Annotated in this window: 25 protein-coding genes; 17 read left to right on the top strand and 8 right to left on the bottom strand. The window is 40.9% G+C overall.

Annotation, left to right across the window (positions count from 1 at the left end; all coding sequences use genetic code 11):
• Positions 1-573: 573 nt before the first annotated feature.
• Positions 574-3,117, bottom strand: coding sequence for a penicillin-binding protein 1A (locus ACJAT7_RS10600; protein WP_415226771.1), 2,544 nt, complete (start codon positions 3,115-3,117; stop codon positions 574-576).
• 197 nt (positions 3,118-3,314) lie between these two features.
• Here ACJAT7_RS10600 and ACJAT7_RS10595 point away from each other — a divergent pair, with 197 nt between their 5' ends.
• The 12 genes from ACJAT7_RS10595 (at position 3,315) to trpS (ending at position 14,873) form a co-directional block, all read left to right on the top strand.
• A complete protein-coding gene (locus ACJAT7_RS10595) occupies positions 3,315-4,373 on the top strand; it encodes a pilus assembly protein PilM (RefSeq protein ID WP_415226770.1) in 1,059 nt (352 codons plus the stop codon).
• Positions 4,373-4,930, top strand: coding sequence for a PilN domain-containing protein (locus tag ACJAT7_RS10590; protein WP_415226769.1), 558 nt, complete (start codon positions 4,373-4,375; stop codon positions 4,928-4,930). The genes ACJAT7_RS10595 and ACJAT7_RS10590 overlap by 1 nt, the downstream gene beginning before the upstream one ends.
• Positions 4,930-5,499 carry a type 4a pilus biogenesis protein PilO gene (locus tag ACJAT7_RS10585; RefSeq protein ID WP_415226768.1) on the top strand — a complete coding sequence of 190 codons (570 nt, stop codon included), beginning with the start codon at positions 4,930-4,932 and terminating at the stop codon, positions 5,497-5,499. Before ACJAT7_RS10590 ends, ACJAT7_RS10585 begins: the two co-directional genes overlap by 1 nt.
• On the top strand, positions 5,496-6,014 hold the full coding sequence (locus ACJAT7_RS10580; protein WP_415226767.1) for a pilus assembly protein PilP: 519 nt from the start codon (positions 5,496-5,498) through the stop codon (positions 6,012-6,014). The genes ACJAT7_RS10585 and ACJAT7_RS10580 overlap by 4 nt, the downstream gene beginning before the upstream one ends.
• Before the next feature lie 27 nt (positions 6,015-6,041).
• Positions 6,042-8,183 (top strand): type IV pilus secretin PilQ, encoded by a 2,142-nt coding sequence (locus tag ACJAT7_RS10575; protein ID WP_415226766.1) that lies wholly within the window; start codon positions 6,042-6,044, stop codon positions 8,181-8,183.
• 170 nt (positions 8,184-8,353) lie between these two features.
• Positions 8,354-8,869, top strand: coding sequence for a shikimate kinase AroK (gene aroK, locus ACJAT7_RS10570; protein ID WP_415226765.1), 516 nt, complete (start codon positions 8,354-8,356; stop codon positions 8,867-8,869).
• Positions 8,869-9,939: a 3-dehydroquinate synthase gene (gene aroB / locus ACJAT7_RS10565; RefSeq protein WP_415226764.1), complete on the top strand. Its 1,071-nt coding sequence runs from the start codon at positions 8,869-8,871 to the stop codon at positions 9,937-9,939. Before aroK ends, aroB begins: the two co-directional genes overlap by 1 nt.
• A gap of 5 nt (positions 9,940-9,944) precedes the next feature.
• The gene (locus ACJAT7_RS10560; RefSeq protein WP_415226763.1) at positions 9,945-11,609 is read left to right on the top strand and encodes an AAA family ATPase; all 1,665 of its coding nucleotides are present in this window, start codon (positions 9,945-9,947) and stop codon (positions 11,607-11,609) included.
• Positions 11,602-12,456 (top strand): Dam family site-specific DNA-(adenine-N6)-methyltransferase, encoded by an 855-nt coding sequence (locus tag ACJAT7_RS10555; RefSeq protein WP_415226762.1) that lies wholly within the window; start codon positions 11,602-11,604, stop codon positions 12,454-12,456. The genes ACJAT7_RS10560 and ACJAT7_RS10555 overlap by 8 nt, the downstream gene beginning before the upstream one ends.
• A gap of 50 nt (positions 12,457-12,506) precedes the next feature.
• The gene (gene rpe, locus ACJAT7_RS10550) at positions 12,507-13,175 is read left to right on the top strand and encodes a ribulose-phosphate 3-epimerase (RefSeq protein ID WP_415226761.1); all 669 of its coding nucleotides are present in this window, start codon (positions 12,507-12,509) and stop codon (positions 13,173-13,175) included.
• Positions 13,176-13,185: 10 nt separating this feature from the next.
• Positions 13,186-13,854: a phosphoglycolate phosphatase gene (locus ACJAT7_RS10545; RefSeq protein WP_415226760.1), complete on the top strand. Its 669-nt coding sequence runs from the start codon at positions 13,186-13,188 to the stop codon at positions 13,852-13,854.
• A gap of 20 nt (positions 13,855-13,874) precedes the next feature.
• On the top strand, positions 13,875-14,873 hold the full coding sequence (gene trpS, locus ACJAT7_RS10540; RefSeq protein WP_415226759.1) for a tryptophan--tRNA ligase: 999 nt from the start codon (positions 13,875-13,877) through the stop codon (positions 14,871-14,873).
• A 53-nt stretch (positions 14,874-14,926) separates the two neighbouring features.
• Here the strand turns inward: trpS and gloA are convergent, their stop codons facing one another.
• From gloA to plsY, 3 genes are all read right to left on the bottom strand, one after another.
• On the bottom strand, positions 14,927-15,331 hold the full coding sequence (gloA, locus tag ACJAT7_RS10535; protein ID WP_415226758.1) for a lactoylglutathione lyase: 405 nt from the start codon (positions 15,329-15,331) through the stop codon (positions 14,927-14,929).
• Positions 15,332-15,472: 141 nt separating this feature from the next.
• Entirely contained in the window at positions 15,473-15,898 is a 426-nt protein-coding gene (locus tag ACJAT7_RS10530; protein ID WP_415226757.1) for a c-type cytochrome, read from the bottom strand.
• An 82-nt stretch (positions 15,899-15,980) separates the two neighbouring features.
• Positions 15,981-16,577 (bottom strand): glycerol-3-phosphate 1-O-acyltransferase PlsY, encoded by a 597-nt coding sequence (plsY, locus tag ACJAT7_RS10525; protein WP_415226756.1) that lies wholly within the window; start codon positions 16,575-16,577, stop codon positions 15,981-15,983.
• Positions 16,578-16,696: 119 nt separating this feature from the next.
• Between plsY and folB the strand changes: the two genes are divergently transcribed.
• The 3 genes from folB to ACJAT7_RS10510 are packed head-to-tail and all read left to right on the top strand — an operon-like array spanning position 16,697 to position 18,380.
• The gene (gene folB / locus ACJAT7_RS10520) at positions 16,697-17,050 is read left to right on the top strand and encodes a dihydroneopterin aldolase (protein WP_415226755.1); all 354 of its coding nucleotides are present in this window, start codon (positions 16,697-16,699) and stop codon (positions 17,048-17,050) included.
• On the top strand, positions 17,050-17,532 hold the full coding sequence (gene folK / locus ACJAT7_RS10515) for a 2-amino-4-hydroxy-6-hydroxymethyldihydropteridine diphosphokinase (RefSeq protein WP_415226754.1): 483 nt from the start codon (positions 17,050-17,052) through the stop codon (positions 17,530-17,532). Before folB ends, folK begins: the two co-directional genes overlap by 1 nt.
• Positions 17,533-17,576: 44 nt before the next feature.
• The gene (locus ACJAT7_RS10510) at positions 17,577-18,380 is read left to right on the top strand and encodes an undecaprenyl-diphosphate phosphatase (protein ID WP_415226753.1); all 804 of its coding nucleotides are present in this window, start codon (positions 17,577-17,579) and stop codon (positions 18,378-18,380) included.
• Between the two features lie 14 nt (positions 18,381-18,394).
• On the opposite strand, the gene ACJAT7_RS10505 is transcribed toward ACJAT7_RS10510, so the two are convergent.
• Complete coding sequence (locus tag ACJAT7_RS10505) at positions 18,395-19,636, bottom strand: multifunctional CCA addition/repair protein (protein WP_415226752.1); 1,242 nt, start codon at positions 19,634-19,636, stop codon at positions 18,395-18,397.
• Between the two features lie 295 nt (positions 19,637-19,931).
• Here ACJAT7_RS10505 and ACJAT7_RS10500 point away from each other — a divergent pair, with 295 nt between their 5' ends.
• Together ACJAT7_RS10500 and ACJAT7_RS10495 are read left to right on the top strand one after the other, a co-directional pair.
• Positions 19,932-21,593 carry an AAA family ATPase gene (locus tag ACJAT7_RS10500; RefSeq protein ID WP_415226751.1) on the top strand — a complete coding sequence of 554 codons (1,662 nt, stop codon included), beginning with the start codon at positions 19,932-19,934 and terminating at the stop codon, positions 21,591-21,593.
• Positions 21,593-22,426, top strand: coding sequence for a general secretion pathway protein GspB (locus ACJAT7_RS10495; protein ID WP_415226750.1), 834 nt, complete (start codon positions 21,593-21,595; stop codon positions 22,424-22,426). The genes ACJAT7_RS10500 and ACJAT7_RS10495 overlap by 1 nt, the downstream gene beginning before the upstream one ends.
• A 73-nt stretch (positions 22,427-22,499) precedes the next feature.
• On the opposite strand, the gene ACJAT7_RS10490 is transcribed toward ACJAT7_RS10495, so the two are convergent.
• The 3 genes from ACJAT7_RS10490 to ACJAT7_RS10480 form a co-directional block, all read right to left on the bottom strand.
• Positions 22,500-23,075: a TIGR04211 family SH3 domain-containing protein gene (locus tag ACJAT7_RS10490; RefSeq protein ID WP_415226749.1), complete on the bottom strand. Its 576-nt coding sequence runs from the start codon at positions 23,073-23,075 to the stop codon at positions 22,500-22,502.
• Positions 23,076-23,267: 192 nt separating this feature from the next.
• Positions 23,268-24,533: an inorganic phosphate transporter gene (locus ACJAT7_RS10485; RefSeq protein WP_415226748.1), complete on the bottom strand. Its 1,266-nt coding sequence runs from the start codon at positions 24,531-24,533 to the stop codon at positions 23,268-23,270.
• A gap of 20 nt (positions 24,534-24,553) precedes the next feature.
• Positions 24,554-24,939: DUF47 family protein (locus ACJAT7_RS10480; RefSeq protein ID WP_415226747.1), on the bottom strand; the 386-nt coding region annotated here is incomplete at its 5' end.

Genomic DNA, 24,939 nt, shown 5'->3' with positions numbered 1-24,939 from the left:
GTATCGCGACAGCGATGTGGTACGAGCGGGTGAATTCTGCGAACCCTTATCGTTGCATTTTGTTTCCTTAAACCTTGTTCAAGGGACTGCAATGCAAGGGGGTATTCCCATGTGATAGTAGGGCGAATTTTGCGGCAGCAAAGGGGTATGAGCGGATTAGCTCTACGAGTCCTAACCATCGCCAAGCGGCCAATAACGATTTGTGTTTTACCTACTCGAGGATTTGGAAGGTAGACAATCTGCAGTAGGAGGTATCAAAAGAGGTTATAGTCGGTGCGATTTTGCTGCAGCAAGGTGTCACGAGCGAGCTAGGCAACTTAAACCTCCAGTCCTTCTTTGGAGGACTGGAGGGATAAAAAGTATGCCGAAGGCATTCCGGCTGTCTTGATCAATTATGATGGGGATGGGATAACTTTCTAGATACCCATTTCCCCAAGTAAAAAGGGTTAAAAAAAACAAAATGGGCCAACTTGATCATAAATTATTTTGCTATTAACATCTAGAATCAAGTAGTTTAACCCAATCGTACTAAATCACCTTCTAATCAAGCCATTCTAAGCGGCCTATTTTTAATCAAAATAGTTCGTCTTCGGCAGTTTTTTTGCCTTTAGAATCGTCTTCTTTAATAAACGCACGTTGCTCAACATATTCGCTTGGCACTGAACCGTTTTTAAAGTACTCAAAACGTGTTGTATAATCTGTTTTATAAGTCAGTAATCCTGTCGCGAGATCGATACGAGCGGTCGTAATACTCATGGGCTTTTCAGGAAAGATGGCAGGCTCTGATGCAGTGGTGTCTTGCATAAATTCTATCCATGCAGGTAGCGCGGTTACAGCACCAAATTCACCGCCATATCTTTGTTCTTTATCTAGATTATTGTTATAGCTTGCTCTACCTAAATCACGATCAAAATTATCAAAACCCACCCATGATGTGGCCACTGTATTACCCACATATCCAGAGAACCAAGCGTCTTTTGAGTCATTTGTGGTGCCAGTTTTTCCACCGATATCTTTACGATCTAGATCTCGTGACGCTCGCCAGCCTGTTCCATTCCAACCAGTCTTATGCTGCCAATTGCCCCCTCCGAAAACGGCGCTATTAAGCAATTCGCGCGTTAAAAATGCAGTTTCTTCACTGATTGCAGATGGTGCAATCTGCTCTTCACTAACTGGTGAAATTGAGCATAGATCTGTTATTCCACCCTCTTTGATTTGCTCAATGAAAAGTTTTTCTGTTGAGTATTGTTTCTCATATAACCTAGTGCAGTACCTGCAGACGATTTTAGGGCTTGTTTGATAAAGCACCGTACCATAGGCATCTTCAATTCGCTCTATGATATAAGGCTCTATTTTAAAGCCACCGTTGGCGATAATGGCATAACCTGTTACCAGCTCTAGAGGTGTTATGGATGCAGAGCCAAGCGCAATCGAGTAACTGTGTGGTAACTCCTCTTTATTGAAACCAAACTTTCCAAGCTGATTGATAACTTTTTCTATACCGAGATCTTGTACCAAGCGTACAGAAACAACATTTTTAGATTGGCCAAGCCCACGTCGTAAGCGAATAGGACCAGCGTATACTTCTGGGGAGTTTTTAGGACGCCAGGCTTTGCTACCGCTCCATTGGGTAATTGGTGCGTCATTAACTAATGTCGCAAGCGTATAGCCATTATCGAGTGCGGCGGAGTAAATGAAGGGTTTAATGTTTGAGCCTACTTGACGTTTTGCTTGCGTCGCACGATTAAATTTACTTTGTACAAAACTGAACCCACCCACCAGAGAGGTAATCGCACCATCTTGTGGATTTAGGGATACAAAGGCTGCACTTGCATCAGGATATTGTGATAGCTCTAATACCTTTCCTATCTGGCGCACCCAAATTTGTTCACCCACTGCAACTATATCAGCTGCCTTTTCCGGCTCATCGCCTTGAGCAGAATCACTTATAAAAGGACGAGCCCAACTTAACCCATCCCAAGTGATCTCTTGTATCTTCCCTTCGTTGTGCTTGCTGATTACTTTAATCGATTTCTCATTCACCTCGATAACAACAGCTGGTTGTAAATCGCCAAAATTTGGCTGCGTTTGTAGGCTTGCTGTAATTTCTTTTCCGCTCCAATTGTTGGCAGGGGCCTCCCACAATTTTTTGCTTGCACCTCTGTAACCATGGCGCTTATCATATTCATGTAAATTGTTTATAAGTGCTTTATTGGCAGCTTCCTGAGATAATTTATTAATAGTTGTATAAACGTTAAACCCATCATTATAGCTACGCTCTTCACCGTAAAGCTCAACAAGTTTACTACGTGCCAGTTCGGCCACATAGTGTGCTGATAAAGTGATTTCTGCACCATGGTATGTAGCTGTTATGGGGCTATTAACAGTCTCTTCATATTTACTCTGCGTAATATATGATTCATCCAACATACGCGCTAATACAGTGTTGCGACGATTTTTGGCATTTTCTGGAGAATAGATTGGATTTAAGTGAGAAGGGGCTTTGGGTAAACCTGCAAGTATAGCTATTTCCGATAAGGTTAACTCAGAGACTGTTTTCCCATAATATACTTGAGCAGCGGCACCGACACCGTATGAGCGGTGGCCCAAATATATTTTATTCAGGTAGAGCATTAAAATTTCATCTTTGCTTAATATTTGTTCAATTTGAATAGCAATAAAAATTTCTTTTATTTTACGTATAAATGTTTTTTCGCGGGTTAAAAAGAAATTGCGCGCGACCTGCTGGGTAATAGTGCTGGCGCCTTGTTTTGCTGTGCCGGTTGAGGCGTAAACCATTGCCGCACGAATAATGCCGATTGGATCAATACCGTAATGTTGATAATAGCGGCTATCTTCGGTCGCAATAAAGGCCTGAATTAATTTTTCAGGGATTTCTTCTATTGTAAGGGGAATACGACGTTTTTCTCCAAACTGAGAAATTAGCTCGCCATCAATACTGAATACTTTCATAGGGACTTGAAGCCGAATGTCTTTTATCGAAGCGACATCAGGTAAATCAGTTTTAACTTGGTAGTAAATAGTAATTATTGTCCCAATTCCCGCTAACCCAATAATAATAGAAGCTAAGAAAATGCGTTTTATCCATTTAATCATTTTGTATATACCTTAAATATTGCTGTAATTAATTCATTTAAGTTGATGTTTCTTAGATCCGACGCACAGTATATAGTGATATTTTGGGAGTTACAGCGGAATAATAGCTTACAAGCTTGGAAGTTCATGATTTTAGACTTATTATTAGCCACGAAAATTAATAATTCGCTTATTAAATTTATTATGGCAAGGGTGGTATGTTTGAAAATATGAAAAAGATGAATTTAGATGCTTTAATTGGAATCGATTTCGGTTCAAATTCTATCAAAGCAATTGCCATATCGAAGGGTAAGGGAACTTTTCAAATAGATGCTGTTGCAGAGGCTCCTATTGCAAAAGGGCTGATTGTTGATAATCATTTTGAAGATATTACCAAGCTAACTCAAGTTATTAACCAATTACGGAAAAACTTCCCTAGTGCGTATAAAAATGTTGCGATTGCCGTAACGGGCGCGGATGTTATTACAAAAGTAATTCCAATGAGTGCAGAGCTGAGTGAGTTAGAACTAGAAGCTCAGGTTGAGCTTGAGGCAGAAAGTAGCATTCCTTTTCCATTGGATGAAATATTTTTGGATTTTGAAGTTCTCGCTCAGAATGTTAATAGTAAAGAATTAAATAATGTATTAATAAGCGCCGCGCGAAAAGAAACGGTGTTATCGCAAGTTGATTGTGTTGAAGCTGCCAATTTAAAAGTGAAAATCGTTGATGTTGCTAGCCATGCATTAGCAAGAGCCTGCGAACTCTTATTCGCACGCGAAGATTACGACAGAGGTGTTGCTGTTGTAGATATTGGCGCATCACAAATGATGCTTAATATTATGCATCAAGGTAGTGTGATTTTTTCTCGTTCTAAAAATCATGGTGGTGCTATTTGCACTCAAATGATGGCTGATCATTATGGTTTTAAATTTAACGAAGCGGAAAAAATAAAAATCGACCATAATTGGCCTGTGGACTGCGATATTGATGTTATCGCCCCTTTTGTAAATATGACGGTTAATCATTTGCGCTTTGACTTACGGATGTTTACCAACGCCCCCAATAATATCCAGGTTGAAAAACTAATTTTAACTGGCGGTTGTCAATTAATGCCTGAACTCGTAACGCAATTATCTGAAGAGTTAGATCTCTATGTTGAAGTTGCCGATCCCTTTATTGGTTTTGAGTATAAGAATGAAGCCGATAAACTTTTACTTCGTGAGGTTGGCGTAAAATATATGACGGCACTCGGATTAGCATTAAGAGGAGTTCAGTAATGTCTCATATTAATTTATTGCCGTGGCGGGATGACTACAAAAAGAAAAAGAAAAAGGAATTTTTTGTGGTATTAGCGCTGAGCGCTGCCGTAGTACTCGGGCTCTCTTATGCGGGGAAAATGTATGTCGAAGCATTGATTGGTGCACAAGAGGCTCGGAATGAATTTTTACAAAAGGAAACCCTTGTTATAGATCGCCGTATTGCTGAGGTTCGTCAAATTAAGAAAGAAAAAGCGGAGCTTGAAAAGCGTATTAATGTGATTCAACAATTAGAAGAAAAACGTAACTATGCAACCCATCTGTTTAATAGCTTAGTTGAGGTTGTTCCCGTAGGTATTTATTTAAACAATGTGCAGTTTTCTGATGAGCAGGTCGATGTCGTTGGTATGAGTGAATCAAATAACCGTTTAGCGAAAATGATGAGAAATATTGATGCATCTGGTTGGTTGGGAGGTTCTGAAATCAGTTCAATTGTTGCCGGGCCCTCAAAACCTATTAAATTAAGTAAATTTGCCATGAAATTTACAGTTATCCCTGAAATCAAGGGGGAGAAATAATGGACTTAAATGAATTGGATTTTGAAACTGTGGGTAGCTGGCCAGCACTTTATCGCGCTGTGTTTATCGCCATTGTGTGCGTTATTCTTAGTGGCGCTTTTTTCTATTATGTTACAACGCCTCAATTAGAACAATTGCAAAGCGTTAAGAAAGAAGAGATTACGCTAAAAAATCAATTTAAGATCAAAGCCGCATTGTCAGCAAATTTAGAAGCTTACCGTGCTCAGATGGCTGAAATTAATGTTATTTTTGATGGCTTATTGAATAAACTACCCAGTAATAAAGAAGTTGCGAGCTTACTCGATGATATTAGCTTTATCGGTTCCAACAACGGTTTACAGTTCAGAAGCATTAACTGGGGAGTGGTCAAAGATCATGAGCTTTCAGTTGAGGTTCCGATTAGTATTCAAGTTGTTGGCAGTTATCAGCAAATTGGTAAGTTTGCCGCTGATATTGCGGCTTTACCGCGCATTGTTATTCTGGACAATATAAGGTTAGCAAAAGGAGCAAATGATTCATTAACTTTGAATGTTATTGCCAAAACATATCGTTATAAGGGGGATAAATGAGAATTTTTATTCTGTTACTTATTACCCTGCCACTGTTTTCATGTGTGGAGGTCAAGGTTGATGATTTAAGTGAATTTGTTGTTAAAACTAAATCTCAAATTTACCCAATTAACGATAAGGTGCCTGCCTTAAAGAAAATTGAACCCATTGTTTTCACTCAAGGAGATGGGCGAAATCCATTTTCTGAACCGAAAGCTGAAGTTGTTGCACCGACAAAAAATACGCCTAAAAGTTGTCCTCAGCCAAATTTTGAGCGTAAAAAGCAACCTCTAGAGATGTATTCTCTTGATAATCTGATTATGCGGGGTACATTACGTATTGATGATGAGCTCTGGGCGCTTGTGCAAGTTTCGGGGGGCGAATTATACAAGGTTAAGCCTGGTTATTATCTGGGATTAAATCATGGAAAAGTTTTAAAAGTAACTAAGAATGAAGTTGAATTACTCGAATTGGCTTCAGATAGAGATGGCTGTTGGCAAGAGCGCATTACTCAAATCAAGTTGCAGTCTGAATGATATTAAAGCAGGGATGAAATTAAGCGCATGAAAAATATAAATCTAAAGCAAGTGTCGACCATTTTTTTTATGGTGGGATTGTTCTTCTCTTCAGTGGTGTTTGCTGAATCACAACTTATTAAACTAAATGTAAATCCATTGATTGATAATAAATTCGAGCTAAAGTTTGAATTTAACGAGGCGATTAGCGGCTATGCGTCTAAGCTTCACTACCGTCCCAATAAACTTGTTGTGGATGTAGATGACGCCAGTTCAGTGCTTAAACTTAACCCAATTAAAATCAAAAAAAATGGGGTCGATACGGTAGCAACTGAACGAACTACTGATGGGCTGCGCTTAATTATTTCACTTGATATGTTAATGCCTTATCGAGTCGTAAACGAAGGAAAGCATCTCTATATTCGTTTCGGAGATGTCACCCCAGAAGTGGCTGCTAATAGTGATGTTGAGGTGGCATTGGCCGCCGCTGTTTCGCAAGATGGCGGCAGTCAAATGGTAGCGGTAGCAAAAGCCGATGTTAAGGAAGATGTTAAGGCTGATGCAATATCTGCAACTATTATGGAAGCGCCTAAAGGTTATGTAAACAGCATAAAATCAATTGATTTTAAACGGGGCTCTGAGGGGCAAGGGAAATTGCTTGTGTACCTTGACAATTCAAGTGTTGCTGTAGATATCCGACGCAGAGATCAGCAGTTAATTGCGGAGTTCCAGAGTACTTACATCCCGAATGAATTTTTGTATATTATGGATGTTGTTGATTTTGCAACCGTTGTAGAAAAAGTTGAAACATTTAAAGAGGATGGTAAAACCCGCTTTGTTTTTGATATTAAAGATAATTATAACTATCGCTATGACCAATTAGATACTTTATTTATGATTGAAGTGTCAGAAAAGCCAAAAGATCAAAAAGAAAGTGTTTATCAAGGTAAAGCAATTTCTCTTAATTTCCAAGATATTCCTGTCCGTACGGTATTGCAGTTAATTGCTGATTTTAACGGTTTTAATTTGGTTATTACCGATTCTGTTAGCGGTAATATCACCTTACGTTTAGATGATGTGCCATGGGAACAGGCGCTTGATATTATCTTAAAAGTTAAAGGTCTTGGTAAACGAATGGATGGTAATGTTCTTATGATTGCTCCTGCCGCTGAGTTAGCAGCTAAGGAACGGGAACAGTTAGAGACAGAAAAAGAAGTTGCCGATTTAGCGCCACTTTATGCAGAATTCATCCAAATTAATTACGCTAAAGCAGGGGACATTGCGAATCTGCTGTCCAGCGGTAATAGCAGTCTACTCTCTGCGCGTGGCTCAGTCAGTACGGATACGCGAACCAATACTGTTTTATTAAAAGATACTGCAAGCGTTATTGACGCAGTGAAAGAGATGGTTGAAGTGTTAGATATTCCAGTGCGCCAAGTTGTGATTGAAGCGCGTATGGTAACAGTAAGTGATTCTGTTGGTGAAGAGCTGGGAATAAAATGGGGTGCAACCGCTACTGGTGGTAGTAGTGCGACATCCGGCTCATTAGAAGGCACTGAATCTGCCAATGGAGGAACTACTGGGGATATTGCAGATCGCCTAAATGTTAATCTTCCTGTTACAGGGGCAGCGGGTACTATTGCTTTTCAAGTGGCTAAATTAGCCGATGGGCAGATATTAGATTTAGAGCTTTCTGCTTTAGAAAAAGAGAATAAAGCTGAAATTATCGCTAGCCCGCGTATCACAACAGCAAATCAGCAAACGGCTTATATTGAGCAGGGTGCGGAAATTCCATACGTAGAGGCAGCTTCTTCGGGTGCAACTTCAGTTAGCTTTAAAAAAGCGGTGCTAAGTTTACGTGTAACACCACAAATAACGCCGGACAATAAAGTCATTTTAGATCTTGTTATTACCCAAGACTCTAAAGGTGAGATCATTCCAACGGGTACCGGCACGGCTGTATCAATTGATACGCAAGAGATTGGTACTCAGGTTTTAGTTGAAAATGGAGAAACCCTTGTATTGGGTGGTATTTACCAGCAGCGGGTCACCAATTCAGTCACTAAGGTGCCAGTATTAGGTGATATACCCTATCTAGGATATTTATTTAGAACAACTATTGAAGAGAGTGCAAAGTCTGAATTGTTAATTTTTGTAACACCGCGTATCGTAATGCAAACTACATATTAATCTACTCTTTTTCATCAAAAGCTGCAAAAGCAAAAATAAGCCTGAAATTAATATTCAGGCTTATTTGTTTGATAGGCTTGCAATAAGTTATTAACAATTGCGATAATGCACGACACTTCTTTTTTATAAAGGGGCTTCCCAGTAATTAATCACTTGAGTAATAATTCAACATGGCAGAGCAACGTAATATTTTCTTGATTGGCCCAATGGGGGCTGGTAAAAGCACAATAGGTCGTCATTTAGCACAAATGTTACATCTTAATTTTCATGACTCAGATGCTGAGATCGAGAAAAAAACTGGTGCAGATATCGCATGGGTTTTTGATGTTGAAGGCGAAGAAGGTTTCCGCAATCGTGAAGAAGAGATGATTGACGAATTAACACAAAAACACGGTATCGTTTTAGCAACGGGTGGCGGCGCAGTTATTCGCCCTGAAAATAGAGCCCATTTGTCTGCTAGAGGGATTGTTGTTTATTTAAAAACAAGTGTCAACAAACAGCTAGCGCGGACACTAAAAGACAAACGCCGACCATTACTGCAAACTGAAGATCCGCGTTCTGTGCTGGAGTCTTTAGCTGAAAAGCGTAATATTTTGTACGATGAAGTTGCAGATTATACCATTGAAACAGATGAACAGAGCGCGAAGGTTGTTGCGAGTCAAATTATCGCATTGCTGGATTTCTAATGGATAAGTTAATTGTTGATTTAGGCGACCGCAGCTACCCAATTTCAATTGGAGAAGGCTTGCTTGAGCAGTCGGAACTGTTTTCCAGTGCGATAACTGGCAAAAAAGTGATGATTGTTACTAATGATATTGTTGCTCCGCTCTACTTGCAAATTTGCAAAGATACCTTAAAAGCGTTTCAAATTGATGAGATCATTTTACCTGATGGTGAAAAGTATAAAAACCTCTCTACATTTGAAACTATTTTAACTGGGCTACTTGCTAAAAAACATGGGCGTGACACTACTGTTATTGCGCTTGGTGGTGGAGTGATCGGTGATATGGCGGGATTTGCTGCTGCTTGTTATCAGCGCGGAGTGCCATTTGTTCAAGTGCCGACCACTGTTTTATCACAAGTAGACTCTTCTGTAGGGGGGAAAACTGCGGTCAATCATCCTCTTGGCAAAAATATGATTGGCGCATTTTATCAACCTCAAGCTGTTATTATCGATATAAATTGCCTCAAAACCTTACCTGCCCGTGAGTTTGCAGCAGGCATGGCCGAGGTAATTAAATATGGCATTATTTACGATCACTCTTTTTTCACTTGGTTAGAAGATAACGTCGAGAATATTAAAACGCTACAGGCCGACTCGCTCACTTATATGATTAAACGCTGCTGTGAAATTAAAGCAGAAGTTGTTTCGCTGGATGAAAAGGAAAAGGGCATACGTGCATTGCTAAACCTTGGCCATACATTTGGTCATGCGATTGAGGCAGAGCAGGGGTACGGCAATTGGTTACATGGCGAAGCCGTTGCAGTAGGGATGATTTTAGCAGCGGAAACCGCCCTTATTATGGGGTTAATTGATCGCTCACAAGTTGATAAGATGAGCTCTTTAATCAAGCAGTTTGATTTACCGCTGACGCCACCAGAAAATATGAAATATGCCCAATATGCTGAGCATATGTTACTTGATAAAAAAGTACTAAATGGCAAGTTACGTCTGGTTCTACCTACCTCTATCGGCAGCAGTGAGTTATTTGATAATGTCAGCGAAGCAGTGCTTCGTCGTGTTACCGAGCGCTAATAAAGATGGTTGAACGTCAATTAATCTCTCTTCCGTCTCAATTGCAGTTGATCGATCGGCTGCAGCACCTTATTTATTTATCCTCCTCTCTTATTTTTGTCTCTGGCGAACAAGGCTCGGGTAAAAGTACCCTGATAGAGCAACTTTCCAATAAACTTCCTGGCGATATTCAGCAGGTTTTTATACAGCTCAATGATAAATTATCAGATTCAAAAATAAGAGAGAAAATCATAATGCAGCTGTATAAACAGCCGCTATTTGATGCACAGGATAGCTTGTTTACCTCAATGTCATTGCTGCAAGAGAAGCAGAACAGGGATGTACCACGTTTAATTATTTTGGATCATGCAGATTATCTTTCAGCAGATCTGTTAATGGAACTGCGGGAAATCATTGTTCATAAAGAGCAGTTTGGTGAAAGTGACATTAATGTTTTATTACTCGCATCTGAAAATGATAATCACAGAATGCGCGCATCTATAAATGCAGCTAGAGTGGATCATGACCGACAATGTGCCTGTTTAGATTTTAAATTAGAGGCACTTACAAACGATGAAGCTACCTCTTTATTAAATCATATTTTCAAACAAGAGCAGTACCAACCGAAAATACAACATCAAGATGCGTTGCAGAAGCAGTTGACCGCGTGTGCTGGCATACCTCAAAAAATAATTACCTTGGCAGAGCAAATAAGCGCAGGTGAATTTGAAGATAATGAACTCTCTTGGTTGAAAATACGTTTGCCAGCCATTCTGTTAATGTTTTTTCTGCTGATTACCGTGGCTGGTCTGGCGAATTATCTTTACCCTAAATTTTTCAAGCCGTTAGAACCCGCAATTGAAATTGAAGAAATCATTGAAAATGAAACTGTTTTATTAGAAGAGATAAGTGAAACTCAGTTAGTTACCAGTGATGCTAAGGAAGTCCCCGAATTGGTGGAAAAACTAGCAGGCAATTGGTCAAACAAAACAACAACAGAAATAAATGATAACCAGCTGGCAGTTGGAATAAGTGATGCAAGCGTCGAACGAGTTGTTATTTCTGATCAGGATATATTAAATTTAACCAATCTGGAAAAAGAGCCAGCTACAGACCTTGAAGCAATTAAAGAGACTCAAGCGCAGCCGATCATGGCAAAGGTTGAAATAATTCAAAGCGAAGAAAAATCTGCTGAGATTGATGCTTCATTAGATAATATTCAGCAAGTAAGTGAGCCAGAGTCCGCTATAGCAGAAATGCAGGATACGGCGGAAAGTGAGCCAGAAACTAAAAATATCATGCTCGATAATATAGAGCGAAAAGCAGAGATCACCCCACAGGTAAAAAATGAAAATGAAGTTATTGATAAAGAGCAAAGCTCCATTTTTACTGCACCCGCACAATTATTAGCGGTAGCGCCTGCACATTTCACCTTGCAGTTATCTGGATTTGCAACTGAAGAATCTTTTCAACAGTTTGTATCGGCACATAATTTACCGCAACCGAGCGTTTATATTTATCGAACGATACGTAATAATAAACCCTGGTATGTGGTTATTTTTGGCGACTATGATAGTCTGCTGTCGGCTAAAAAGGCGAGTAAAACCCTACCGGGTTCATTGGCAAATATGGACGTGTGGATAAAAAAATATCAGCTTGTTCATCAGGATTTGAGATTAAATAATGAATAAAAAGAACAGATCATTTCTCAAATGGGCGGGTGGTAAATTCTCACTAACAGAGCAGATTAACCAACGTTTACCCAAAGGAAGAAGATTAATTGAACCTTTTGTGGGGGCTGCCTCGGTTTTTCTAAACAGTGATTTTGATGAATATCTGCTTAATGATATTAATCCTGATTTAATTGAAATGTATAAAATCATTAAGCGTAGACCCAAGCAGTTTATTGTTGATGCAAAGTATTATTTTCAGGATAAGTTTAATGATGAGGCGACCTATTATCAGCTTCGTGCTGAATTTAATGACTGCACAGATTTATATAAACGCTCCTTGCTATTTCTTTATATGAATCGTCATGGTTACAACGGACTATGCCGTTATAACAAAAGCGGGGGCTTTAATGTGCCTTTCGGGCGCTATAAAAAACCCTACTTTCCAGAAAAAGAGCTGATCTTTTTTGCTGAAAAAGCTAAAAAGGCAACCTTTATCTGCAAATCCTATCAGAAACTGTTTAAGTATTTACGTGATGATGATGTGCTTTACTGTGATCCTCCTTATGTACCACTGAGTAAAAGTGCGTCATTTACATGCTACTCGAGTGATGGTTTCACCTTAGATGATCAAGCTAATCTGGCAAAATTGGCAAGAGAGTCAAAGTGCAGCGTGTTACTAAGTAACCACGATAATACTTTGACGCAAGAGCTCTATCGAGATGCCCTGTGTGATAAAATACAGGTCTCACGAACAATTAGTAGCCAGTCATCAACGCGCTTGCCGGTTGGTGAGATATTTGCGCTATTTGGGGCAGATCAAAAGCTTGCCGCGCAACAAAACAATAAAATAAAAAATAGTCCGTAGGCTTTTGCTTCGGTAGAATAAGCGCTCAATTTTGAAACAGGAAACAAACCATGACCGACTATTTAATCGCCCCTTCAATTCTTTCTGCCGATTTTGCGCGTTTAGGCGAAGATGTAGCAAAAGTACTAAACGATGGTGCCGATGTGGTCCATTTTGACGTGATGGATAATCATTATGTACCTAATTTAACGATTGGACCTATGGTTTGTAAAGCACTACGTGAATACGGTATAACAGCGCCAATTGATGTGCATCTGATGGTTAAACCTGTTGATACTATGATTGTTGAGTTTGCTAAAGCAGGCGCATCAATTATCACTTTTCACCCGGAAGCTTCCGACCATGTTGATCGCAGCTTACAACTGATTAAAGATCATGGCTGTAAAGCAGGCCTGGTTTTAAACCCGGCCACATCGCTGGATGTTTTAACCCATGTGATGGATAGATTAGATGTTGTTTTACTGATGTCTGTTAATCCAGGTTTTGGCGGGCAATCATTTATACCGCATACACTGGAAAAATTACGTCAGGTAAAGGCGCTCATTAAAAGCAGTGGTCGCGATATTCGCCTGCAAGTCGATGGTGGTGTTAAAACTGACAATATCAAAGAGATTGCAGAAGCGGGTGCCGATATGTTTGTAGCGGGCTCTGCTATCTTCAATCAGCCCGATTACAAAGTAGTGATTGATGAAATGCGCAGTGAATTAGCCACTGTTTAAGGCCATATTGATGCCCCTTTGTAATATTAAGCTTATCTGCTTTGATCTGGACGGGACGCTAGTTGATAGTGTCCCGGATTTACGTCTGGCACTTAATGCGATGCTTGATGAGCATCAGCTCGCACATTGTTCAGAGCGGGAGATTAAAACATGGGTTGGCAACGGTTTACCTAAATTAGTTGAACGTGCGCTTAATCATGTCACTCAAACAGCCTATGATCAGGCGTTTTTTATCTGCGCGTTAGCTTCATTTGAAAAACACTACCAGTATTATTTGAATAGTGCTTCTGGTTTATATGATGGCGTTGCTGAAACACTAAGCGCATTAAAAAAGAAAGGCTACAAAACGGCATTAATCACCAATAAAGCAGAGCAGTTTCTACCGGATCTGTTGGCTGGCTTTAATATTGCCGACAAGTTCGATCTGTTGCTCGGTGGCGATACGCTGAGCAGAAATAAGCCCGATCCGATACAGGTTAATTTTGCCTGTGAACACTTCTCTGTCAGTAAAGAGCAAACCGTTATGGTGGGTGATTCCCGTAATGATATTTTAGCCGGACAAAACGCTAATGTGCGCACCATAGCGCTTACTTATGGTTATAACTATGGCGAGCCGGTATCAACACTTAATCCAGACTTTATTATTAATCAATTCAACGAATTATTAGATCTGCTGTAGCAGTAGGGCAAGGAAAGAAGATGACTAAACCAATCGTATTAAGTGGCTGCCAACCCTCTGGTGGATTAACTATAGGCAATTATATGGGCGCGTTGCGTCAATGGGTGATGATGCAAGAAACGCATGACTGCTTGTACTGCTTAGTTGACCTGCACGCAATTACAGTACGCCAAGATCCGATTGCATTGCGCTCTGCTATTTATGACGGTTTAGCAATGTATCAAGCTGTCGGTATTGATCCGCAAAAAAGCACTATGTTTATTCAGTCGCAAGTCCCTGAGCATGCTGAGCTTTCATGGATTTTGAACTGTCATACGCAGATGGGCGAATTAAACCGTATGACACAGTTTAAAGATAAATCACAAAAAAATATTACTAATATTAACGCGGGTTTATTTAGTTACCCAGTGTTAATGGCTGCCGATATCTTACTTTATAATCCTACTAGTATTCCCGTCGGTAGTGATCAGAAGCATCTTGAATTGGCGCGTGATATTGCGATCCGTTTTAACAATGCTTATGGCGATACCTTTGTTGTTCCTGAGCCCGCTATTCCTAAGCATGGCGCCCGTATTATGAGCTTGCAGGAGCCAACTAAAAAGATGTCCAAGTCAGATGATAACAGTAAAAATTTCATTGGCTTATTAGAAGATCCTAAGGTCATTTTAAAGAAAATAAAAAGTGCTGAAACCGACTCTGATGAGCAGGCACGTATCTATTTTGATACGACTGAAAAACCCGGCGTGTCTAACCTGTTAACACTGCTTTCATGCTCAACCGGCAAATCAATCGAACAGTTAATTCCTGAATATGAAGATAAAATGTATGGCCATCTAAAGAAAGATACGGCAGAAGCGGTTGTTGAATTATTAGAGCCAATACAAGCGCGTTTTAGAGAGTTGCGTGCAGATGAGCAAGCCTTGCAAGAAATTGCGCGTGTCGGGGCTGTAAAAGCGCGTGAACGTGCGAGTGTGACACTAGCGAAAGTTTATGACCGCATCGGTTTCTTACCAAAATAGTTACGATCTATTTTATATAAGACCTCTCATAAGAGAGGTCTTATTATGCTAGCTTAACCCAGCCCTTTTCCTGCATCTTTTTTATTAATAAGTTCAATCATATAACCGTCAGGATCTTTAACAAAAGCGATCACTGTTGTACCGCCTTTTACAGGGCCTGCTTCACGTGTGATTTGCCCGCCCATCGCTTTGATTTTATCGCAGGTTGCATAAATATCATCTGTTTCAATCGCGATATGGCCATAAGCATTACCCAAATCATAGCTGCTGTTTTCCCAGTTATAGGTCAGCTCAAGCACGGTTGAATTTGACTCATCACCATAACCCAGAAAAGCTAATGTATATTTATAGTCGGCATTTTCAGACTGACGAATTAATTTCATATCTAAAATATGGGTGTAAAAATCGATCGATTTTTGTAAATCAGCAACACGTAACATGGTGTGTAATAAGCGCATATTAACCTCTTTTTATTTTGTAAAAACTGAGTTTATCTTATCTTCTTTCATTTCACACCTTCTGCACTAACGGTTATTAATAAAAATCAGATACAAAAAAACCACCAGAAGGTGGTTTTTAAAAAAAGATCTGGATGTTAACTAAATCCCTTGTATTAAGAATTCAACGGTAGCTGCAATCTCATCATCACTGCAATCGGCACAGGTGCCTCTTGCAGGCATCGCATTAAAACCCTCTGTCGCATGTTTTATTAATATATTCTTGCCTTGTGCAATACGTGGCTGCCATGCCTGCACGTTACCTTTAAGGGGGGCGCCAGCTGCACCTGTGGCATGACAGGCAACACAGTAAGTATTGTAAATCTTCTCGCCTGTTCGTGGCCCGGCAGGCTCATCGGCAACAGTGCTTTGCTGCGCAGTTACTATTCCACCATCGAGATAAACACTGCCCACTGGGGCGATGCGCTTAGCAACGGCAGCTTCAGAAAGATCTTGTGCGAAACTCGGCGCGCTAATCAAGCTCATTGCTAAGGTGATTAGCAGGGGGATACGGTTACTCAGGTGCACGACAGACTCCAGATCTTTATTTATGTTGTAAAAATGTTAATTATAACGGGGTTGTTTGTAACTACCAATCTCTTTATCTGAATTATTGTTTCCAGTTCACTATTTTTTTCTCTTTGCCCATGAACAAACGGCGAATATTGCTGATATGACGAAGAAGGATTAATACTGAAAGCATTATGACGGGGAGCGTATATTCAGGCTTTAAATGGTCAACAAAAAAAGGCGCGGCAATGGCGGTGATAATAGCGGCTAAAGAGGCATAACCGCTGGCCGCTACGGTCAGCAGCCAGGTTAAAACAAGTAAGCCGGTCATATCCATACCTAAAGGCAGTAATGTACCCAGACCCGTGGCGACACCCTTGCCGCCTTTAAATTGAAAATAGGGCGGGAAAATATGGCCTAAGCAAGTGGCAATGCCGACAAAGCCAATGATCACCGGTTGATAACCAAAAAAATAAGCGAGGTAAACGGGCAGGGTACCTTTTAAAAGGTCAAATATAAGCACGGCACTGGCGGCTTGCGCGTGATGCAGGCGCAGCATATTGGTCGCCCCTGGGTTTTTAGAGCCCTGCAGACGGGGATCTGGCCACCCCTTAAGACGACATAATAATATCGCCCCGTTAAGGCCGCCAAACAGGTAGGCGCAAACAATAAATAATAGGGTGGTCAGGATAATCATTTGTATTTATTTCTTCTCGATCAGGTAAAATACAGCATTTTTACAGTCCATTGATATTAATTGCTCTTTGATAGTACGTGGATTTTTGTGTAAGTGATAGCGTTTTAAAGGTTTTCAGAATGGATATTGTTTTTATTAAACAGTTAGAAGTTATTAGCACTATTGGTGTGTACGACTGGGAAAAATCACTGCAGCAAAAGCTCTATTTTGATTTAGAGATGGCATTTGATAACAAACCCGCCGCCGCAAGTGATGATATCAATTTAGCGCTTAATTATTTTAGCGTATCACAAAGGGTCAGTCAGTTTGCCCAAACTAATCAGTTCGAACTGATTGAAACCATGGCGGAATCCGTTGCGGCGCTTATTATGACAGAGTTCTCTGTGCCGTGGATTAGAGTAACCTTACACAAACCGGGGGCATTACCCAAAGCGCAAAGCTTAGGTGTGCAGATAGAGCGCGGTACTCGCTAGTGGCGGACGTTTTTATCGGCATCGGCTCAAGTATTAATAAACTGGAGAGTATCCAGCGGGGCTTAGCCTCGTTAAACCTTGCCTTTGGTGAATTGTGCATATCGTCTGTTTATGAAAGTGAAGCGGTGGGATTTACCGGAGGCAATTTTTATAACTTAGTGGTTGGTCTGCATACGACTCTGACGCCACAAGCCCTGATTGCGCAATTAAAAGCGATTGAATTCAAACATGGCCGCCCCGAAAACGCGATTAAGTTTGCGCCGAGAACCCTGGATTTAGATCTGCTTTTATATGATCAGCTGATTGATAAAAGCATTGATCTACCACGCGATGAAATAACTAAAAATGCCTTTGTATTAAAACCGTTAGCCGAATTGGCGCCGTTATTAATACACCCCGTTTTAGGGCAAACGCTGCAAACATTGTGGTCTAATTACCCCAAAGAGAAGCAAAAATTATGGCTGGTTGATATTGCGCTTTAACTTTTCGTTTATAACTATAATACCTATACAGATAGAGAATAAAAATGTCCTTACTTGAAATTGTTGTCCTCGCCTTGATTCAGGGTTTAACCGAGTTTTTACCTATTTCCAGCTCCGCACATCTGATTTTGCCCTCACAACTGTTCGGTTGGCAAGATCAAGGTTTAGCATTTGATTTGATACTTAATATCGGCACGCTTGCGGCTGTTATAATTTACTTCCGCGTTGAAGTTGTCAATATGTCACGGGCCTGGTTCGGCTCCTTGCGAGGCAAAGCAAAAACACAAGACAGCCGTCTCGCATGGTGGATTATCTGGTCTACGATCCCGGCTGCTTTGGTGGGTTTTTTTGGAAAATCGCTAGTGGAAACTTATCTGCGCAGCGGTTATGTCATTGCGATAACGACAACTGTTTTTGGCCTGCTGCTTTGGTGGGCGGATGCTAACGCGCAGCAACTAAAAACAGAATATCAAACCGGTATTAAAGGGGCTATTCTGATTGGTCTTGCGCAGGTACTTGCTTTGATTCCGGGAACGTCTCGTTCTGGGATCACTATTACCGCAGGTCTTATGTTCGGGTTAACACGCAATGCCGCCGCTCGCTTCTCATTTCTTATGTCGATCCCGATTATTTCTATGGCTTCAGGCTATGATCTGCTCAAATTCATAATGTCTGATGAATATGTGGATTGGGGAGCATTGTATCTTGGTGCGGGTATCTCCTTTGCCAGTGCGCTTTTATGTATTCACGGATTTTTACTATTGCTTAATAAAGTGGGCATGATGCCGTTTGTTATCTACCGTTTACTGCTCGGCGGCGCGCTCTTTTATATTTTGGCGACAGTATAAGCAAGCGCTTGGGGCTACGCCTGCCCCGCTTGGCGTACTTTTTCCTGGTATTGCTTAACCACTAAAATACGGGCCTCTAATAAGGCCTGTTTAATTTCTGCACCTTTAAAACCCTGCTTGATAATATTCTGGACATCTACCTGCGCGGCAAGCTGAAACGCCTGCCAGATATAATCTGCGCTCGGGTACTCCTTTTCTTCAAATCCCGTTCTCCCCTTTGAATCGGCAACACAGCATTGCAGCATCTGTAAAAATCGCTGCGGTTTACGCCAAGCATCATTTTTATCCATCAATTTAATTAAGGTTGCAGCTTTTAACTCAAAGGCATTATGGATAACAGTATGATGCTCACTCACTAGCAGAGCTAGGTCACGGCATTCGTTGGGAACTTTAAGGCGCAAACATAAGGCCTTGATTGTTTCTAAGCCAAGAAAACCATGGCCTTTATGGCTTGGCCAATTTTCCTTGGGGGTGAGTGCTTTACCAAGATCATGCACTAAGCAGGCAAAACGAAAAGCGAGGGAGTCAGAGAGTTTAGCCGCCTGTTCAACCACCATCAGCGTATGGATACCCGTATCAATTTCAGGGTGCCATTTTGCCGGCCCGGGAATGCCAAACAGCGCATCAATTTCAGGGAATAAAATGGCCAGTGCGCCACACTCGCGCAGCACCTCGAAATAGATTTGTGGACTATCCGTTTGTAGTGCTTTTGCTGTTTCCAGCCAAATGCGCTCAGCTGTTAAGTGATTTAATTCACCACTTTGGGTTAATTGCTGCATCAAAGCGAGGGTTTCCGGTGCAATAGTAAAGCCGAGTTGATAAAAACGTGCGGCAAAACGTGCCACGCGCAGAACGCGCAGGGGATCTTCACTGAATGCGGGGGAAATATGGCGAAGTTTTTTGTTTTTCAGATCTGCTAAGCCGTTATAAGGGTCAATCAGTTCGCCTTGCTGCGACTGTGCAATTGCATTAATGGTTAAGTCTCGACGCTGTAAGTCATCGTTCAGCGTAACATCTTCTCCCGCGTAGCAGGAAAAACCGGTATAGCCGGAACCCTGTTTACGCTCAGTGCGGGCCAGTGCATATTCTTCGCCTGTTTTTGGGTGTAAAAAGACAGGGAAATCTTTTCCCACCTGCTGATACCCTAATTGTAAAAGTGTTTCCGGGTTACTGCCGATCACCACATAATCGCGATCTTTCACTTTAAGTTGCAATAATTGATCTCGAACTGCACCACCGACTAAAAATACTTGCATTGTTTTCCCTCTTTATCACTTATTTAGTTATTATACCCATGATACCTCAATATGCTTTATCAGGACTCAGCTCGGAGGCCAGAATAAGGCGCAGCATCAAGGTAATGGTTGTTCCCTACCGAATGCTGTAACGCAATACTGGTTTTCGAGCTGAGCCCCCGCAGGGCAAGCCAAATTGTACTCATCTGCGTCGTTATAAAATCTCAATGTAGAGTAACTATACTTCAATTTTATGCCTAGCATCTAAGTACCATTTGGCTTGCTGATTTTGCATCTTGAGGTAACATGGGTATATATGCAATTAACACCGTCATCACTATTTGTTTGGGACTTCTTTATGTATCAAGATTTCTTTTCTTTAAAAGAACAGCCTTTTTCAATTTCGCCGGATCCTGATTTTCTCTTTCTAAGTGATCGCCACAAGGAAGCGCTGGCGCATTTAAATTATGGTCTGCAGGGCAACGGTGGGTTTGTTTTATTAACCGGGGAAGTGGGCACTGGTAAAACAACGGTTTGCCGCTCTTTACTGCAAAATATGCCCACCAATACCGATGTCGCCTTTATTTTAAACCCGGCATTAACCGAAATTGAATTACTCGCATCTATTTGTGATGAGTTTAAGATTGAATATAAGCAGGATAATCCCAGCTTAAAACTGTTATTTGATGCGTTAACGACGTGGATGATGAGCAATCTTTTGTCGGGAAGAGGTGCAATTGTACTGATTGATGAAGCGCAGCACTTAAGCTTTTCGGTATTAGAGCAGCTGCGTTTATTAACCAATATAGAATCGAATAATAAAAAACCGTTACAGGTTATTCTGATAGGTCAGACTGAACTGCAGCAAAAATTAAAGCAAACTGAGTTACGTCAGCTTGCGCAAAGGATCACTGCCCGGTACCACTTGCTGCCCCTTACTCGCCAAGAAAGCGAATATTATATTCAGCACCGTTTAAATGTCGCAGGGGCAAGCTTCCCTATTTTTGAACGTGCTGCAGTGACACAAATATTTAAAATAAGTCAGGGGATCCCGCGTTTAATTAATCTGTTAAGCGATCGCAGTTTGTTATGTGCATATTCACAAAACTCACTAAAAGTCAGCGCACAAATGGTTAAGAAAGCTGGCCATGAAATGGCGATCTCCGAGACCCGTGGATCGTTTGGCGGTGTCTTTAAAAACAGCTGGCGATTAATGCTGGTGGCTTTTTTGACGCTATTTACCCTGTTTCAGGCCGTGCCAATTATAGCTCAATGGAGTGAGCCAAAAGCACCGTTAACAGAGCTAACAGATAGAATAGAACCAATTGCTCCGATTGAAAATGAGCAGCCGGATATTCCTGAAGCGCTTGATTGGTTTGATGCTTACCCGCAATTGAATGTAGACAATATAACTTTTGCAAATGCTTTAACTGACTTATATGCGGTGTGGGGATACCAAACAGAAGTCCGCAGTGTTAGTTGCGAACAGGGAAGCGTGGCATTGTTATCCTGTTATTCCACAAACAGTAGTTTGCAAAAACTAAAGCAATTAAATTATCCTGCGGTGATTAAATTAATAAATGGGGAAAAATACCTTTATGTGGTCATTTATAAAGCGTCTGATAACTATCAATTACTGATCGCAGATCAAACTATCGAGGTCTCAGAAGCTTGGTTAAAAGAGTATTGGAATGGTGGAATAACCTTATTGTGGAAAGCGCCCTTTATTGTCGATAAACCTCTTAAATTTGGAGCGGAAAATAAACAGATTGCTTGGTTGAATAACCAATTCGATAAAATTAATTATCGCCAGCCAACTAACAATCCGCGCTTTGATTTGCAATTATTAGAGCAAGTAAAACAGTTTCAAAGTAACAATAATCTCAGTGATGATGGTATTGTTGGTGCTCGTACGTTAATGCTTCTGATGCAACAATTAAACCCAGACTTACCCCGATTAATGCAGGATGAACACTAATGTCGACGATTTTACGTGCGTTACAAAAACAAAAATCAGAGCAGTTGCACACTATGTCTGCTTTTATTGAAAAAGATTCTGGCAGCCTAAAATGGAAGGTGGCACTGTTTTCCTCATCATTAGTGATTATAAGTTTGCTCGCTATGGTTATCTACCTGTTAGTAAAACCTATAAATGAAGCGCAAAAGGCAACTTTATTTACCTCCCCGATTGCGCTTATGGACAGTGAAAAGAAAGAGGTACCAGCTATTCCTAAAAAAGCAGAAGAGAAGTTGGTAAGTAAAATCAGCTTTGATCTGAAGCCTCTGCCAGAGGCTGTCCAAATAGAAAAACCATTAGCTGCGATCGATGCAGTGCAGCCCAAGCAGGGGCTAGATAACCAAGAGATCGACGCTGCACCAAAGGAGCAACTTCCTTTGGTCGTTTCGGCAGAGAAACCACAAGCGTCAGTAGAAAACAACAAGGATCAGATAGACTATAGTGAGACTTCCGCCGATCTGCAGCAACGCTTTGAAAACGCATTAGTAATGAGTGACATTGAAGATAAAGAGATCGTTGAGCCAACGCGCGAGGATAGCGGTGACGGTCGTGATATTTATCAGATGAGTCGTGAGTTTCAGGAGAAAGTGCCCGCCATAAGTTATGACTCGCATATGTATTCTTCAGTTGCAAAAGATCGTTGGATTCGGATTAATAATGAGGATTTAGTTGAGAAACAGTTTGACAGTTCAGGACAAATCCAAGTTGTTGAGATTCAGGCGAATCGAACCATCTTTCGTTTAGGGCGACAAAGTTTTAGTTTAGAGTCACTCAATGATTGGCAGGGTTTTTAGACCCTGTAAATAATAAGTAAAACGCACTTAAAAATGCGTTTACTTATTGTTATTAATAGGTCAGGTAGTTAATCTACCAATTGTTCTTATTTTTTTTACGGCGCGGCAAGAAAGGAAGAATCAGGCCAATTAAGAGACCGAAGAATAGTACGCTGCCCCCATACATCATCCATTCCATTTTAATCCGTTCATCTTTTGTATCCTGCAGCAGGTCCAATTCGAGATTTTGCGCCTTAAGATCTTCAATGATTGCGAGCAATTTTTCTTTTTCTGTTATTGATTGCATTTGTTCTTGCAAGATCTGCTCATTTTCTTGGGCTATATTGGCAAGTTTTGTCTGCGCTGTCGCTAATTGCTGTTTGATTTCCGGTAACAAGGTTTTTGCGGGTAATGATTCTTGTAATTGTGCGTTTTTTACCCAGCCTGTTTTGTTATCCTCAGTCTTTACCTGCATAAATTTAGTCTTGCTATCGTATTGTAAGGTTGTCACCGGCTCGCCGACTTTAAGCGTACCGATAATGCGATAATCTAAGCTTGGGCCAGAGTGAAGATAGATGAATAGTTCGTCACTAACATAACGAGTTGCTGCAAATAGATTCATACAAAGCGTTAGTGAAAGTATGCCAAGAATAGTGTTAAATTTTTTCAAAGGATAATATCCTGTTAGCTAAAGTGGGTTAAAAGATATTCTACACACAGTCTACCTCAAGATGCAAAAATCAGCGAGTAGAGAGGCGCCCTATTTAATGGGTGAAGTTGAAAGCTTATTCATTTTAGCTCAACGCTTGTTAACGCAAAAGAGAGCTTGCGCTCCCTTTATTTTATCTACAGATACGGTTGGTTAGCTAAAAAAAGCTTTTAACATGTAGAAGAATATAATCGATAGACTAGCGCCAATCGGCAGTGTCACAATCCACGAAATAACAATGTTACGTACCACGCCGAGATTAAGTGCGGCGATCCCTCTTGCCATGCCGACCCCTAGTACTGCACCAACAAGTGTTTGTGTTGTTGATATGGGTAACCCGGTACCGGATGCAATAACAACCGTTGAAGCAGCGGCAAGTTCAGCAGCAAAACCACGGCTTGGCGTTAGGTGGGTAATACCCTGACCTATAGTTGCCATAACACGCTTACCAAAGATAGCTAAGCCAAGCACGATACCTACGCCACCTAAGGGTAGAATCCACCAAGCTAAGGTAGCTTCTTTCGCTATTTCGCCATCATGGCCAACAATGCTAACAACGGCAGCAAGTGGCCCAATCGCGTTGGCTACATCGTTTGAACCATGTGCAAAGGCCATCGCACAAGCGGTGACAATCATTAACACAGCAAATATTTTTTCCACATTGGCAAAATGCATGTCTTTATCAGCGCGTGGATCTATTTTTATGCGATTGATATAGATTTTACCTACAATCGCAATAACCACACCAACAGCGATAGCTAGTAGCAAGGCTTCATTTGAGGTGAAATGTAAGCCGATATGTTTTAACCCTTTTTTAATGGTTACCAGCGAAAGTATAAAACCTGCAAGGAACATATAAACCGGTACATAGCGTTTTGCATTGCGAATAGGATTGTCAGTATCAAAAATTAATTTTTGCGAGCTCATAAATATAAAGTAAGCAATAATACCGGAGATAAGCGGTGTAATAATCCAGCTACCTATGATTGCAATCACACCACTCCAGACAACACTGTCCATACCAACACCGACCGCAGAAAACCCGACGATAGCACCGACAATCGAGTGCGTGGTTGATACTGGCCAGCCAAAATAGGACGCGATAATTAACCAGGTGCCAGCCGCCAATAGTGCAGCTGTCATCCCAAATACTAATAATTCGGGTTGATGAATATAGAAACTCACATCAATAATACCCTTACGGATAGTGGATGTTACCTCTCCGCCTGCTAAATAAGCACCGGCAAATTCAAAGATCATCGCAATAATTATTGCTTGTTTGATAGTCAGTGCTTTTGAGCCGACTGAGGTGCCCATTGCATTGGCTACATCGTTTGCACCAATACCCCAGGCCATAAGAAAGCCCACTGCGGCAGCAAAAATAACTAACATACTGCCGTAAGAAGATAAAATGTCCATAATAGTTCCTTTGAGTGTTGCTATCTAACTAGGATAAGTTCAAGTTGCGTGCCGATTAGTTCAGAGTGATCGGCAAGTTGTCCAACCCATTCCACTATTTGGTAAAGAAACATAATATCAACAGGGTTGTGATGTTGCTCTACTTCTAAAAGTTTACGGCGAAGTCTTATCTGTAATGTGTCGGTATCATCTTCAATTCGTGCAAGTTCGGCGATCATTTTAGTAACAACATCGACTTCACGGCCGCGAAATCCTGTTTCTAATAATTCATCGAGCTCATTGATTGCGGTTTGAGCTTGTTTGATGGCATCTAAACTACGCTGCAGATAGGTCATGAAATCGGTTTTTATTTCACTTGGTAACTCTAATTTACGACCTAACACACGACCGGAAATATCTTTTGCTG

The organism is Psychromonas sp. (genome assembly GCF_047632995.1).
In the GTDB taxonomy this organism is placed as follows: Bacteria; Pseudomonadota; Gammaproteobacteria; order Enterobacterales; family Psychromonadaceae; genus Psychromonas.
Note: the sequence above shows the minus strand (reverse complement) of the source record. Positions and strands in the feature narration are given on the sequence as shown.

Coding starts and splice junctions, on each gene's coding strand:
- ACJAT7_RS10560 (WP_415226763.1), top strand. CDS start 9,945: ATGGTTGAACGTCAATTAATCTCTCTTCCGTCTCAATTGCAGTTGATC.
- ACJAT7_RS10545 (WP_415226760.1), top strand. CDS start 13,186: ATGCCCCTTTGTAATATTAAGCTTATCTGCTTTGATCTGGACGGGACG.
- ACJAT7_RS10585 (WP_415226768.1), top strand. CDS start 4,930: ATGGACTTAAATGAATTGGATTTTGAAACTGTGGGTAGCTGGCCAGCA.
- ACJAT7_RS10495 (WP_415226750.1), top strand. CDS start 21,593: ATGTCGACGATTTTACGTGCGTTACAAAAACAAAAATCAGAGCAGTTG.
- ACJAT7_RS10555 (WP_415226762.1), top strand. CDS start 11,602: ATGAATAAAAAGAACAGATCATTTCTCAAATGGGCGGGTGGTAAATTC.
- ACJAT7_RS10595 (WP_415226770.1), top strand. CDS start 3,315: ATGTTTGAAAATATGAAAAAGATGAATTTAGATGCTTTAATTGGAATC.
- gloA (WP_415226758.1), bottom strand. CDS start 15,331: ATGCGCTTATTACACACCATGTTACGTGTTGCTGATTTACAAAAATCG.
- ACJAT7_RS10580 (WP_415226767.1), top strand. CDS start 5,496: ATGAGAATTTTTATTCTGTTACTTATTACCCTGCCACTGTTTTCATGT.
- ACJAT7_RS10500 (WP_415226751.1), top strand. CDS start 19,932: ATGCAATTAACACCGTCATCACTATTTGTTTGGGACTTCTTTATGTAT.
- ACJAT7_RS10590 (WP_415226769.1), top strand. CDS start 4,373: ATGTCTCATATTAATTTATTGCCGTGGCGGGATGACTACAAAAAGAAA.
- ACJAT7_RS10505 (WP_415226752.1), bottom strand. CDS start 19,636: ATGCAAGTATTTTTAGTCGGTGGTGCAGTTCGAGATCAATTATTGCAA.
- aroB (WP_415226764.1), top strand. CDS start 8,869: ATGGATAAGTTAATTGTTGATTTAGGCGACCGCAGCTACCCAATTTCA.
- ACJAT7_RS10485 (WP_415226748.1), bottom strand. CDS start 24,533: ATGGACATTTTATCTTCTTACGGCAGTATGTTAGTTATTTTTGCTGCC.
- rpe (WP_415226761.1), top strand. CDS start 12,507: ATGACCGACTATTTAATCGCCCCTTCAATTCTTTCTGCCGATTTTGCG.
- plsY (WP_415226756.1), bottom strand. CDS start 16,577: ATGATTATCCTGACCACCCTATTATTTATTGTTTGCGCCTACCTGTTT.
- folB (WP_415226755.1), top strand. CDS start 16,697: ATGGATATTGTTTTTATTAAACAGTTAGAAGTTATTAGCACTATTGGT.
- aroK (WP_415226765.1), top strand. CDS start 8,354: ATGGCAGAGCAACGTAATATTTTCTTGATTGGCCCAATGGGGGCTGGT.
- ACJAT7_RS10575 (WP_415226766.1), top strand. CDS start 6,042: ATGAAAAATATAAATCTAAAGCAAGTGTCGACCATTTTTTTTATGGTG.
- ACJAT7_RS10600 (WP_415226771.1), bottom strand. CDS start 3,117: ATGATTAAATGGATAAAACGCATTTTCTTAGCTTCTATTATTATTGGG.
- ACJAT7_RS10510 (WP_415226753.1), top strand. CDS start 17,577: ATGTCCTTACTTGAAATTGTTGTCCTCGCCTTGATTCAGGGTTTAACC.
- trpS (WP_415226759.1), top strand. CDS start 13,875: ATGACTAAACCAATCGTATTAAGTGGCTGCCAACCCTCTGGTGGATTA.